This window comes from Heliomarina sp., assembly GCF_052826185.1.
This window is the reverse complement of the sequence record NZ_JBRBUI010000012.1, coordinates 18,094-31,781: the sequence shown is the minus strand read 5'-3', so window position 1 is coordinate 31,781 and position 13,688 is coordinate 18,094. Positions and strand designations below refer to the sequence as shown.

Sequence of the window (13,688 nt, the reverse complement as noted above, 5' to 3'; positions counted from 1 at the left end):
GCCAGGCAGCCCTTGGGAGAACGGATACTGTGAAAGCTTTAACGGGCGGATGAGAGATGAACTGCTCAACGGGGAAATCTTCTACTCGCTAAGGGAAGCGCAAATCATCATCGAAGAATGGAGGAAGCACTACAATACCAATAGACCACACAGTGCCTTGGGCTATCGCGCGCCAGCACCTGAGGCCCTTATCCCCTTGGCCCAGAGGCCGACAATGCACTAACAATCAAATTGGACCCGTCAAATGAGGCAGCCCAGGCGCGAACTGCGGTAGCAACAGGAGGTTGGCTAAGAGTGTCTGGCGGAACCTTGGCGGCTGGATTGGGGGTTGCCCATCCTCATCGGGGTGCTCTCGCGCTGGTAGCTCGCAATTCACCGGATCAACCTTGGCAGCGAGGTGCTCCAAATGTGGAAAGTACACTGAAAACTTTTTAGCCTTATTCTGGCGTTAGGGATGATATCTCTTGCATTGCGAAGACGGCGGTAGCCGGCGCCGCAGCACACCACATCGACATTGACTGGGTTAACGCTTTTGATTCGTGGCAGCAGGGGCGGGGTTCTGCAACTGCCCGCTGACTATCCCTTTGACACAGTAGTGTGCCCCGGGTGCAAGACGCCAAGCTAGGTGGGAGAGGCTCGAAGCGTCGTTTAGGCGCGCGTGGTCTGGTCCGCTCCTGACATCGGTTCGTCGTGGTCGATACGCCAGAAGTACTACGGTACTTGTGACAGATCCTCCATACGGCGCACAATGACTTCTGATGCCCCAAATCTTTGCAACGAGCAAGAAGATCGAAAAGCCTTTGGTCAAAGCCGTTCGCAGGCGAACGAACAGGCAAATTAAGGAACACTCCTCGTAGGAAGAGGTTGTGATTAAAGAAAGAGAAACGCGCGTGGTGCCCGAACTTAACATATGTTAATTCCAATTCATGAGCAGCGCCCTCGCAGGGCAGAAAGAACAAGAACATCAACATGTCGCACCAGGATTTTCCCTACACGAGGCGGTTCTTGAAAGGTCGATCCAGAGATGCCCTGTCGGAGCGAGAGAAGGGTCTGCTGGAAGGATTGATCGAGAACGTAGAGCGATTCACTGCTCCGCATACCATTCTCGACCGCGGTGAGGTTGTTGATCAGAGCACCATCCTAATCGAAGGAACGGTGGCTCGGGTCATTCAAGACAACGGGAAGCGCCATATAATTGCTTTGCACGTGCCGGGCGATTTCGTAGATTTGCATGGCTTCGCACTGAAGCGTCTCGACCATGATGTTGTATCGATTGGCACCGTGCAGATCGGCTACGCACCGCATCGTCGGATTCAGAAGATACTTGAGACCGAACCAACGCTTGCACGGATGCTTTGGTACTCGACCCTGTTGGATGCCGCTATGCACCGTGAATGGATCATGAAGTTGGAGCGACTAAGTGCCGATGGTCGACTGGCCCACTTGGTGGCTGAGTTGTGGCAACGTCTCAATTTTGTTGACCTCGCCAGTGAAAATGGGTTCTCGCTGCCGTTAACCCAACAAGAACTGGCGGACGCGTGCGGGACTACTAGCATCCACATGAACCGAGTGGTGAAGAAACTGCGTGAAACCGGTGTGGTCGACATCTCCCGCGGCCAAGTGACCGTCCTTGATAAAAAGGCGCTGAAGGCATTGGGAGCTTTCAACCCGGCCTACCTTTATGGCCAAGGCCCGCTCAAACTCACTTGACTGGTTGACTCTGGAGCATGAACGTTAACATTGGCAGAGGGTCCGGAGTCATTTCTTCGGTCGCCTGTTAACTCTTGGTTGTACTGGGTCATACACCGATGTCCTCTATCAGTTCAGGATTTGAAGACGCGTTTGGTTTTGCCGGAATTGGGCGGTGGGAATGCGCCCTGGATGGCGAAACACTTCGGTTGGACGACGTCTGCCGGGAGCTCTTTGAGCTAACTAAAAACGAAGCCCTGTCGCGCGATGTTATCATGGAGCGCATAGCTGAACACGAAAGAGATCGCGTGTTCAGTGCGCTCGACCTCTTGGTCAGGGAAGGTCAAGAATTCGACGAGACATTTAAGCTGGTCTTGCCGTCCGGTCGTGAACGGTGGCTCAGAGGAGTCGCGAAGTTCCGATCGGATTCCGGAGGCGATATGGTCATGGGCGTCAGTTTCGATGTGACATCGGAGCAAAAGTTACTTGCCGAGCGTGACCTGCACCTGGCCGAGATAAACCACCGGATCAAGAACTTGTTTGCTCTCGTAGCAGCGATGATTTCGAGCGCATCGCGTGAGAGCTCAGACAAAGACGAAGTGGTGACAAATCTGAGGGATCGAGTGACTGCGCTTGACCGGGCCCATTCGCTCATGCTGAAAACCGACGCTTCTCGGCCCATCCCGTTGGAGGCTCTTCTTAGTGAAGTCCTCGCGCCGGCACACAGCCGCCAAACAATCATAATGTCTGGCAGCAAAGTCCTCATTCCTGCCAAAGCTATTACGCTTCTCGTGCTCATTTTCCATGAATGGGTAACGAACTCCGCAAAGTACGGTGCGCTGCGACATACCGACGGAACGATCAATGTCGAGTGGTCGCCCTACGATGGCGGCGTCGACATTCATTGGCGCGAACTGGTCCCGGACTATGACGTCGATGCAGAAAAAGGGTTCGGGTCACGCCTTATTCAAGCGTCCGCTATGCAGTTGAAGGCTGAAAAGGTGCGGCGGTTCGAGGGCGGATGGCTTTGCATTGATATGCGCCTGCCGCTTGACGACTATTGAGCCGATAGTGTTTTCGCCACGAGTTCCCGTACGGATCTTAGAGGATGGCGCACGATCGGAGACCAAGGTTTCACCTCGCCACCGGGTCCATATCCCCAGCAGGGCAGTTCGTCACTTAGCCCGGACGGTTGGGCATAATCCTCGTTGCCGGCGCGGACCGCTGTGCATGTGCCGTTACCTGTCGGCCCCAGGCTCATGAACTGGTGAACCCCCGTGATCGTGCGAGCAGGGTCACGGCACAGGTCTTCGTATCGAATGACACAAACGGCGTGCAGATAGGGCAGGTCCCTACACAATTGTTGGTGGGCCGCGATCCAATGATCCGTCAGTGCAGTTGGTGTGTCGTCCACCCATTTCGCTACCGCTGCCGCAACCATTTCCGGGTGCCGCGTGATGACGAGGAACTGCGACATCGGAAAAAGTTGCTGGTATAATCTCATCCGCGTCAGGTTGACGGGCGACTTTTCGATCCGCCAAGGTTTTGAGGGGTCGAACCACTGGGCCCAATCAGCCTCAATCCGCTTACGAACTTCCAATGAATCGTAGCTGCATCCTTCGATGTGATGCTGATCCGGGTCTGTCGCAAAGTGCATTGGTCGGCCATTCATCGCTGTGTGAGGGATCGCCCCTTGCAGATAGCACCCCTCGTTTTCGGGCGCCGGTGAGCCGGAAATTGAAGAGATGTCAGGATGATTTCCAACAAGCCGCGCCAAGAGGCTGGTGCCAGACCGATGAAGGCCGCCGATAAAAAGGTATTGTCGCATATTGATAGTCCTGTGGCGCGGGGCAGGAAAATCAACACCGCATTAGCACAATAAATTCGGGAACCAGTGCGGTCAGCATGAGTTCTTTCTGTGTCGGAGATGCATCCGGCTTCCAAGACTTCAATCGTCAAAGGGACAAAAAATGCGGATCCTCCACATCGCGCTGGGGGGGTGCCTCAAAGCGCCTCCTGTCCACTACGGGCTGACCGAGGATACGGGCGGTCACATCGCCTATGTTCTGGGAGCAGCGTTCGCGCAGGCGAAGCTGGATCAGGTCACCGGCGTGGACATTGTAACACGCGGCTTCGCCGATCCCGAACTCGGTCCGGCCTACGGAAAAAACGTTGAAGAGGTTTGCCCCAAGCTGCGGATTCTGCGTCTGAGAACCACGAACGACATCTACCTCGACAAAGATGCTCTAAATGCTGAAATCCCGGCAATCACGGAAGTGTTTTGTCAGATGTTGGGTGAGCTTGGCTATCGACCGGACGTTATTCACGCCCATTTCTCGGACGCGGCAACAATTGCCCGGGCGGCCTTTGAGAAATTCGCAATACCATGGATCTATACACCGCATTCATTGGCGTTAGAGAAATCGGATTGCGATCCTGCATCGCAGCGCGTTTTCGACGAATTGGCGGCAATCCGCACGGCGCATGGGATTATCGTGTCATCCCGCGATGAAGCGGAACGGCAGCTCATGGCCTATGACCCTGATGCGGCAGGTCGGATCCATCGGATTTCGCCGGGTGTCGCACTGACACCGCCTCAGGGTCCGAATAAGGGACGGAGCCTGATTGCCCCATTCCTGCGAGACCTGTACAAGCCGATCGTTCTCGCCGTCGCGCGCCCCGTAAATAAGAAGAACCTCGCGGCGTTGGTGCGCGCTTTCGGCGAGAGCACCAAACTCCGCGAAACCGCCAACCTTGTGATCCTTGCTGGGTTGAGAAAATCTCTTCGCGATGGTCCGGACGAACAGGTGGCCGTTCACCAGGAACTCATGGGACTGATCGATCAATATGATCTGTGGGGCAGCGTCGCACTGCCGAAGCGTCACACTGCGGCTGACGTAAGGTCTCTCTATGATCTGGCCGCAATTGACGGCGTGTTCGGAAATCCTGCTTGGCACGAACCGTTCGGACTGACGGTTGTCGAAGCCGCACAAGCCGGTGTGCCGGTCGTGGCAACGCGCAGTGGCGGACCTTCGTCGATCATTGGTGACATCGGCTATGGGGCTTTGGTTGATCCTGGAAATACAGCTGACCTTGCTCAGCGTCTTTTGGACTTGTTGTACGACCCGGAGCGCGATCGACGCTGCGCCGATGCGCGCGTTAAAGCGTGCAAACTTTACCAATGGAAGCAGTGGGCAAGCGAGAGTGTCTTCGTCTACCGGGATATTGCGACGCGACGTGCAAAGGCGCATCAGAAAGTTTCACGCATCCTTGCTTGCGATGTAGACGGGACATTGACGGGCGACCGTCGGTCCGCGGCGGAATTCGGAAAATGGTCTGCCAAACGAGAAGACACCTGCGTTCTTATCGCCACCGGCCGATCTATATCCGAGGCGCGGCGAGTGATTGCAGCCTGGGATTTGCAATGTCCGGATATTCTTGTGACGTCTGTCGGAAGCGAGATTTGGCGGTACGACGGTTGGGGCGAGTATCGCCTGTGCCGGTCCTACGCCGACTGTATTGCCGAGGGGTGGCACCGGGAGGATATTGCCAAAGTCATCGCGGGCCTTGGGTTAACATCGCAGGCAATGCTCGACCAACGCCGCTGGAAGCTGAGTTATTTCGGCAGCGCAGCCGATAGCCGACGCGTCAGCCAAACTCTGGCCGACCACGGGCTGTTAGCGCGCGTCGTCCAATCGCATGGCAATCTCATTGATATTCTTCCAGCGAATGCTGGCAAGGCGGCCGCCATCACGTTCGAAGCTACGAGGCTTGATTTGACGTTGGCCGATTGCATCGCTGCCGGTGACAGCGGTAACGATCTGGACATGTTGGCGGCCTGTGGCGCCGCCATTCTGCCTGCGAATGCACGGGATGGCATCGCCGACCTGTTGCGAGGCAAGGCTTTCCAAAGCCGCCATAGTTATGCAGCGGGCGTTCTCGACGGGCTCGCGGTGATCTACGGATCGACCGAACGATCGGCGGTGCGGCATGCGTGACTTTACCTATGCCCCACGACCCATTGGGTATTTCGTGCACCACCAAGGACGGGGGCACGCGGAGCGGTGCGCGAGCTTGGTGAACGCTCTTCCGACCGAGCAGGAGGTCGTCATCTTCTGCGCCCGCGACGACATATTTCCTGAGATGCGTGACAACACGAGTGTGGTCAAGATTCCATCGCTTTTCGAACGTTCGGGGCAGGAGCACGAAGGGCTTGATATGGTTGCGACGCCCGATACGATGCACTGCGCCCCCCTTGGTTGGCCGGGGATACGTCGTGCGATGGCTACGATGGCCGCGTGGTTCGATGCTGCCGATCCCTTAATGATGATCTGCGATGTCAGCGCCGAGGTCGCGCAGCTTTGCCGCATCTGCTCGGTTCCGCACGTCAAGATTTTGCAGCACGGAGATCGCAGTGACCCAGGGCACCGCGCGGCATATGACGGCGCGGTCGGGCTTCTTGCCCCCTTTGCCTCTCAGCTCGCCCAGCCGGACTGGACCGAGACAATGTTGGGCAAGACACATTTCGCGGGTGGTCTTGGACTTCGGACGGAGGCTCCATTGAAGGACGAGGCTCGCGCGCGACTTGGGCTCGACGCTCGTCAAAAGTTCGCCCTTGTCCTGTCGGGTGGTGGGGGAAGCGGCTGGTCGAGCGCCCCGTTTGGCGTAGCTGCTCGCGCGCTCCCGGAATGGACGTGGATCACTGTCGGCGCGATGCAGGTCGACTGGCATGGGACTGAAAGTAGCAACCTTGTTCATAAAGGCTGGATCGACACCGTATCGGACCACATCGCGGCGGCTGATCTCGTTGTGTCTTCGACCGGAAATACCACCTGCGCCGAAGTGATGGCCGCCGACCGCCCTTGGATAGTCATTCCTGAGTGGCGCTATTTTGATGAACAAGCCGAAAAAGCGCGGGCGCTTGCCCGGGCGGGGATCGCTTTGCACCTCGATCACATGCCGTCCAGCGCGGGGTCCTGGCGGATAGCCGTGGCAGAAGCCCGCGGCCGGCATCGGCCCGGTGCGCAGTCCGCACTCATAAACCATGACACCGCCATTGAAGCCGCCCGTTGGCTCCAATCTTTGATCCCATCCTCGCCCTCATTGAAGCATAAGCACGAAGGAATCGTCGTATGACCCGTATCTCTGCCTTGACCATCGCCGGCGGTCGCGCCGAGCATCTACGAAACGTAGTCGCCGGGTTTCAGGCCCAAACTGTCCGCCCGGATGAGTTGATCATCGGCGTGATGCAAAACGAAGCCTACAACGGCCTTCCCGAAACGGATTTCCCGGTCAGGCAGATTTTCGTTACCGGACCTGAATTGCCGCTTGCCGCCGCACGGAATGCCGTCGCCGCGGCTGCGTTAGGCGACCTCTTGGTCTTTGTCGATGTCGACTGCATCCCTCATCCTAACCTTGTCTTCGACTACCTCTCGAAGTCCGCTTGTCAAGCAGGGCTTCTGATGGGCGAGGTAGGCTATCTGCCGGGTGGAGCCACTGCTGACGGGCTGGACTATGCCAAGTTCGAGAAGCTGGCTGTGCGTCATTCTGACCGGCAGGGGCCGCCCGCCGACGGCATCTACAAATGTGAGGACTATCGGTGCTTCTGGTCGCTTAACTTTGCGATAGACCGAAGCAGCTGGACCGCGTCTGGCGGGTTCGACGAGCGCTATGTCGGCTACGGAGGGGAAGATACCGACTTTGGGCGGACATTGGACGAAAGGGGTATCCCGATCTTTTGGATCAAGGGGGCGAAGGTGTTTCACCAATACCACGCGCATTGCATGCCCCCGATCCACCAAGTCGGCTCGGTTGTCCGCAATGCGGAGCTGTTCGCTTCTAAATGGGGGCATCGAACCATGGAGCACTGGCTTTACGCCTTCCGCCTCATGGGGCTGATCGAGAACGCGAGGACCGGCATCCGTATTCTTCGTGCTCCCGATGACGCGGACTTCGCACTGTGTTCGCAAATGGAGGATAGGCCTTACGCCACCACCCGCAGGGTCATCGACAAGCTGGACCAGGCTCAGGACAAAGCCACGGATGCTGCACGGGTTGCTCAGGTCGAGAAAGCCCAGAGCGTCTTTTTGTTACCGGCTGCCGAATGACGGAATTTGGTGTAATCTGAAACGATGCTTTTGCTTTTGATCGGGGTGGTTCTTACCGTTTACGTGTGTGCCGACTTTCTTTTTACGACGATTGGCGGAACACCGTCGCGCTTTCTGTCTTTCCGGATCGCCAGGTGGGTCTTTGCGGTGTTCCGTCGCCTTCCGGACCGCCGTTTTCGACATATCGCCGTCGGTCCGGTGGTCATGAGCGCCGTAGCTCTCTGGTGGGTCGCAGGGATCGGTATGGGCTGGGGCATGATCTTCAATGGTTTCGACCGTGCCGTCATAATGTCCAAGTCAGGTGCAGATGCCGGTCTTGTTGGCGCGATTTCGCACGCCGGCCATCTGCTGTCGACAGTTGGAGGTGGCAAGACCGAGCCCTCAAACCTAGGCTACGCTTTGCTCGGCGTGGTGTGCGCGGTGAACGGCATGGTGGTTCTGACACTTTCGGTTTCGTTCGTTCTGTCGACCACGCAAACGGTGAGTAATGGAAGGGGACTACTTTTGTTGCAGCGGGTCATGGCGCCCGGAGTTGCGGGTTATCGCAGCTCCGTCCTGCCGCAGCTGGCAACGCTGGTTGCACAGCTGAACACAGCGCCGTTTGCTCTGTTCTATAGTCACCCCGATCCAGAGATGCGCCTGCCGCGCATGTTGGTCGAGACGTTTTGCAGTGATGATGCCGCGCGCGTCCTGTTGAGCAGCCTTCCGCAGGAACCGGAGCCCACGATCGAGGGGCTAAGCTGTTGGGCACAAGCCTATCGTCTGTCGCCCCGGTCTGTTTAAGCGGCCTTGGGTGGGGCTATCGACGCCAGCACATTGTCGGCTGCGCGCCGTCCGAGCTCTTCTACATTTTCGAGGCCCTGAACGAACGGATTATGCCGCAGCAGGACCGGGATGGCGGCGCAGGTGATTGTCGAGGCGCAGCACATCTCATGCGTGACGCGTAGCGACTCAGGATCGAAATGACCGCCCTGTGATAGGGTTGGGAAGCTGAGATCGGCGAGGGAGGCTGCGGTCTGACCACGTGCGTCTACAAGGTGATCGAATTCCATAACGCCGCATTTTCCGAACACCTGGACCCCGTGTCCGGCCGGAGCGATGGTGTAATTGTGACCCAGCCCATGCAGCTCCAGAACTCCAGCGTCATTCAGGGCGAGCATCCGTCGGATCGAGCGATGTGGCACCGAAGCATAGACGTCGGCGAAGACCGGCCGGAGCTCCCTGTCGAACTGTCGGCGGTCTTCGGCGCTGAAGTGTAGAAGAAGACTTTCGTATGTCAGGTGCGCGGCCAGAAGGGCCATGCGCCAAGGATCGGTGTGCCGGGCCTCCCGGGCCTTGGCAGCCGTGGCCAGGCCGGTTCGCGCGGCACCCCAGCCGCCTTGTTTTAACCGGTCGGCAAAGTGGCGTTCGGCATAACCCTCTACACGGTCTGGCTGGGCCCGTGTGGCATAGGTCGGGTCCAGGAGCCGGAGGTCTTCGCCCAGTTTCCTTTGACAAGCCTTGAGCAGACCCGTTTTCCCGCTGGTGCGGCTCACAAGAAGATCGAGACCTGCGCGGTTAAATGTCGGAAGGCCGGGGAGGGGCAGGGGATAGAACCAGTCGGCATCGGGAAGCAGCCCGCGTCTTGAAAGCATGGCCATACGGAAGGCACTATCCTTGCTGTTCGGGATCCACCGGGTCCCGTCCGTTTCGTCGAAATGGCCGTGAAAACTCGCCAGCGCCACTGCTGCGTCGATTGCTGTCAGAGAACTCCCCAAGATACCGACGCGGCAATCCAGGAAGCGGCGCAGACGCTCTGCCGGCCAAGGCGCGTGCAGCACAACACCGGATGGGTCCGTTTTCTCGGACCATTGGTGGCCGGTCGCAAGAACGACGTGCTCAAAAGACGTCCGGCCAGCCGTGTGAGGCGTTTCGAAGGTCACCACGGCGCCGTCAGTGCTTGGAATAACGTCAGTGACCGCGTGACGGGATCGTATCTCTACCGCGTGGCCTTTGCCCCGACCCTGAGCCGTTAACGCCGCAAGCTGGGCCACGAAATACCGGCCTAGAACCAGCCGCGGGTAAAAGGTTTCCGGTCCGATGTCGTCGCCAGATATCCCGAATTCTCGAAAAGTTGCCGCATCGCAAGATCGAAGGAAATCCTCAAGCGTCTCTACAACCGGGGGCACTTCTCTGCTGCCGATATTGGACAGCATCTGAGGCAGGTTCTCACCCTCGCGATACGGCATTCCTGTGCCGATTTCGCGTTCCCGTTCAAAGAGATGAATTTCGAGGGGCTGAGGCGACGTCAGCAACTGTTTCAGCGCGTATATGGCGGTTGGGCCACTGCCGACAATCGCGACGCGGGGCAGCGACGGATCGCGCATGTCAGGCGTGCGCACACGGCCGCTTTTGCCGCGCAGCGCGCGGGGAATAGTTTGCTCCAAAGCAGGACCCTTTCCAACTGAACCGAGATCGCAATAACTAATTTAGTATTAAGTTTTGTAATATTGGAACAATTGGCGCTGAGATTGGTTCCTTCGATAGAAAGACCGCAGTCCAAAGTCCAAATTCACTCATTGTCGCTTACAGGAAGCCCGGACCGTTCCGGTTTGCGGCAACGGAGGTCCCATGCGCATTGCCCTCATCGCCCATATTCGGCATCCGATCGCCACGCCGTTTATGGGGGGCATGGAAGCCCACTCATATGCTTTGGCATCAGCTCTTCGCGACCGGGGGCATGACATCACGCTGTTCGCGTCTGGCGACAGCAAGCCGCCATCGGAAGTGAGGCTGCATCCAATCGTAGAACATCACTACGACCGCGATTATCCGTGGCACCGCTTCCACGGGACCGATGCGCTGAACGCGCATCTCGACGCGGCGTTCGAAGGAATTCTGATCCCGTTGCGTGACGGCGGGTTCGATGTTGTTCACAACAACTCTCTCCATCGGTATCCGCCCCGGATGGCACGTCGGGACCGGGTGCCGATGCTGACCTCGTTGCACGTGCCGCCGTTTGACGCGTTGCGTCGGGCCGTCCACGCTTCCGGTGCAGCATGGAACCGATTTACCGTCTGCTCGGGCGAACAGTTGAAGGCCTGGTCGTCCGCAACGTCTGAGTTGCCGCTTCATGTCGGCTACAATGGGATCGACACGACCCGGTGGTCCTTTAGGCCCGAGGGGAATGGAACGGCGGTCTGGTTCGGTCGTATTACCCCTAACAAGGGGACGGCGGAAGCTGTTCGGGCCGCGCGCTACGCGGGGTTAACGCTCCGGATCTTCGGGCCTGTCGAAGACCAGGCTTACTTCGATCAAGCCGTGGCGCCATTCCTCGGGCCGACGATAGCCTATTGCGGAAACCTCGATCCTGACATGTTGGCAGACGCCGTTTCACGAGCCTCTGTCTGTCTTTTTACCCCACGCTGGAATGAGCCCTTCGGCCTTGCCGCCGTCGAGGCCATGTCTTGCGGCGTTCCCGTGGCGGCATTCGATGCAGGCGCCGTGTCTGAAGTCGTCGGCGAGGGCGGAATCATCGTCGGAGAGGGGGATGTGGTCGGACTGGCCGCCGCAGCGCTAAAGGCAACGCGCTTGGATCGTCATGACGTGCGGCAGCTTACAGTTACCCGCTTCGGTCTCGATACGATGATTGACCGCTATGAAGAGCTTTATCGGCTTTGCATTGCGGAACGCGACGCTCCGGCGCCCGACGTAGATTTCCCACCAATCGAACTTCCGGCTTCGGCCGGTGTGCTGCCCCTCGCAGCCGAATAACCCCACTCTAATAGGAGCATGATCATGGCGAAGGCCGCAACCAAAACGAAATCGAAGACACCCGCGAAAACGACGAAACCGACGGCGAAGCAGCCGCAGACGATTTACGGGGAAGGCGGGGAGACGCATCAGACCGCCGGGGGCGACGTGCCGGTGATGACGACGTCTCAGGGTGTCCCGGTCTCCGACGATCAGAACACCCTGCGCCAGGGCGCACGCGGCCCGGCGTTGATGGAAGATTTCCACTTCCGCGAGAAGATGTTCCACTTTGACCATGAGCGCATTCCAGAACGCGTCGTGCATGCGCGGGGCTATGCTGCGCACGGATATTTCGAAACTCTGGACCCGATCCCCGAACTGACCCGCGCCGATATCTTCCAGCGCAAGAGTGAGAAGACGCCGGTATTCTGCCGGTTCTCGACCGTGGCCGGGAACAAGGGGTCGGCAGATCTCGCCCGCGACGTGCGCGGCTTTGCGGTGAAGTTCTACACGCAGGAGGGCAACTGGGACCTCGTCGGCAATAACATCCCCGTGTTTTTTATCCAGGATGCGATGAAGTTTCCCGATCTCATCCACGCTGCCAAACAGGAACCCGACCGCGGCTTTCCGCAGGCGCAGACCGCCCACGATAATTTTTGGGACTTTGTATCGTTGATGCCCGAGGCCATGCATATGATCATGTGGGCCATGTCCGACAGGGCCATCCCCCGCTCCTTCCGGTTCATGGAAGGGTTTGGGGTGCACACCTTCCGGTTTGTGAATGCAGACGGGAAATCCTCTTACGTAAAATTCCACTGGAAGCCGAAGCAGGGCCTCCAATCGGTCACCTGGGACGAGGCGCTGAAAATCAACGGCGCGGACCCGGACTTCCATCGGCGTGATCTTTGGAACGCAATCCAGAGCGGAGATTATCCGGAGTGGGAGCTGGGGGTTCAGGTGTTCGATGACGAATTCGTCGACAGCTTCCCCTTCGATATTCTCGACGCGACCAAGCTGATCCCGGAAGAGGATGTGCCCGTTCGCATCATCGGCCGGATGGTGCTGGACCGTGTCGTCGACAACTTCTTTGCCGAGACCGAGCAGGTCGCCTTTTGCACGCAAAACATCGTGCCGGGCATCGATTTCACCAATGATCCGCTGCTTCAGGGCCGTAACTTCTCTTACCTCGATACGCAGATCAAACGTCTCGGCGGACCGAACTTTACGCATATCCCGATCAACGCACCGAAGTGCCCGTTCCATCATTTCCAGCAGGACGGCCACATGGCGATGCACAACCCCAAGGGCCGTGCGAACTATGAACCCAACTCCTGGGGCGGAACCGAGGGTGGTCCGAGGGAGGCTCCTGAAACCGGCTTCCGATCTGTGCAGACCGAAGCGGAAGGCGTCAAAGACAGGGTGCGGTCAGAGCTGTTTGCGGATCATTACAGTCAGGCCCGCCAATTCTACCTCAGCCAGACGGAGGTTGAGCAGACGCATATCGCCGATGCTTTGGTTTTTGAGCTTAGCAAAGTTGAAACCAATGCAATTCGCGAACGTCTTCTGTCCCATTTGCCGAATATCGACGACGGGCTCGCCCAGTCGGTGGCTGACGGGCTTGGAATGGACGTTCCGAAGCCTGCAAAACCTGCCCGTGAAAGGGTTGATGGGTTGGCGGAGTCGAATGCGCTCAGCATTCTGAAAAATGGCCCGAATAGTTTCGCCGGTCGTAAGCTCGGCGTCCTGATCAGCAACGGGGCAGATGCCAAGGTATTGGCATCCCTCAAGAAAGGTGCGGAAAAGGCGGGCGTTGTTGTCGCGCTTGTCGGCCCGAGGGTCGGAAGTGTGACACTATCCGACGGTGCCAGCGTCGAGGCGGACGAGAAGATCAACGGTGGTCCGTCTGTCCTGTTCGATGCCGTCGCCGTGCTGGTGTCCGATGAAGGGGCCGAAATGTTCGCCGGAAGTCACCCTGCAAAGACCTGGGTTGCGGACGCATTTGCACACAAAAAGTTCATGATGGTCACCGACGAGGCTCTGCCGTTCCTTAAGAAGGCAGGCCTGCCAGACGAACCGGATGGCGGGATGTTCGTCGCAAAGGACAAAAAGCCGTCGGCGTTTTTCAAGGAATGCGCAGCGCTGCGGTACTGGGAACGCTAG

The 13,688-nt window shown here is 58.1% G+C and carries 11 protein-coding genes; 9 read left to right on the top strand and 2 right to left on the bottom strand.

What is annotated here, in order from left to right:
- The 3 genes from ACU0FH_RS02350 to ACU0FH_RS02340 form a co-directional block, all read left to right on the top strand.
- A partial coding sequence (locus ACU0FH_RS02350) for an integrase core domain-containing protein (RefSeq protein ID WP_446193188.1) occupies positions 1-223 on the top strand: 223 nt, incomplete at its 5' end.
- Positions 224-969: 746 nt separating this feature from the next.
- Positions 970-1,710 carry a Crp/Fnr family transcriptional regulator gene (locus ACU0FH_RS02345; RefSeq protein WP_446193187.1) on the top strand — a complete coding sequence of 247 codons (741 nt, stop codon included), beginning with the start codon at positions 970-972 and terminating at the stop codon, positions 1,708-1,710.
- A gap of 98 nt (positions 1,711-1,808) precedes the next feature.
- Positions 1,809-2,753: a sensor histidine kinase gene (locus ACU0FH_RS02340; RefSeq protein ID WP_446193186.1), complete on the top strand. Its 945-nt coding sequence runs from the start codon at positions 1,809-1,811 to the stop codon at positions 2,751-2,753.
- On the opposite strand, the gene ACU0FH_RS02335 is transcribed toward ACU0FH_RS02340, so the two are convergent.
- Complete coding sequence (locus ACU0FH_RS02335; protein WP_446193185.1) at positions 2,747-3,517, bottom strand: sulfotransferase family protein; 771 nt, start codon at positions 3,515-3,517, stop codon at positions 2,747-2,749. The two genes, ACU0FH_RS02340 and ACU0FH_RS02335, sit on opposite strands and share 7 nt — an antisense overlap.
- Before the next feature lie 142 nt (positions 3,518-3,659).
- Here ACU0FH_RS02335 and ACU0FH_RS02330 point away from each other — a divergent pair, with 142 nt between their 5' ends.
- The 4 genes from ACU0FH_RS02330 (at position 3,660) to ACU0FH_RS02315 (ending at position 8,579) form a co-directional block, all read left to right on the top strand.
- Positions 3,660-5,687, top strand: a complete 2,028-nt coding sequence (locus ACU0FH_RS02330; RefSeq protein WP_446193184.1) for an HAD-IIB family hydrolase — start codon at positions 3,660-3,662, stop codon at positions 5,685-5,687.
- Between the two features lie 79 nt (positions 5,688-5,766).
- Positions 5,767-6,825, top strand: a complete 1,059-nt coding sequence (locus tag ACU0FH_RS02325; protein ID WP_446193190.1) for a glycosyltransferase — start codon at positions 5,767-5,769, stop codon at positions 6,823-6,825.
- Positions 6,822-7,796, top strand: a complete 975-nt coding sequence (locus ACU0FH_RS02320) for a glycosyltransferase family 2 protein (RefSeq protein WP_088636152.1) — start codon at positions 6,822-6,824, stop codon at positions 7,794-7,796. Before ACU0FH_RS02325 ends, ACU0FH_RS02320 begins: the two co-directional genes overlap by 4 nt.
- A gap of 147 nt (positions 7,797-7,943) precedes the next feature.
- Positions 7,944-8,579 (top strand): hypothetical protein, encoded by a 636-nt coding sequence (locus ACU0FH_RS02315; RefSeq protein ID WP_446193183.1) that lies wholly within the window; start codon positions 7,944-7,946, stop codon positions 8,577-8,579.
- Here the strand turns inward: ACU0FH_RS02315 and ACU0FH_RS02310 are convergent.
- A complete protein-coding gene (locus tag ACU0FH_RS02310; RefSeq protein WP_088636154.1) occupies positions 8,576-10,222 on the bottom strand; it encodes an FAD/NAD(P)-binding protein in 1,647 nt (548 codons plus the stop codon). The two genes, ACU0FH_RS02315 and ACU0FH_RS02310, sit on opposite strands and share 4 nt — an antisense overlap.
- Positions 10,223-10,406: 184 nt before the next feature.
- On the opposite strand from ACU0FH_RS02310, the gene ACU0FH_RS02305 reads away from it, so the two are divergent.
- Complete coding sequence (locus ACU0FH_RS02305) at positions 10,407-11,549, top strand: glycosyltransferase (RefSeq protein WP_446193182.1); 1,143 nt, start codon at positions 10,407-10,409, stop codon at positions 11,547-11,549.
- A 24-nt stretch (positions 11,550-11,573) separates the two neighbouring features.
- Complete coding sequence (locus ACU0FH_RS02300; protein ID WP_446193181.1) at positions 11,574-13,688, top strand: catalase; 2,115 nt, start codon at positions 11,574-11,576, stop codon at positions 13,686-13,688.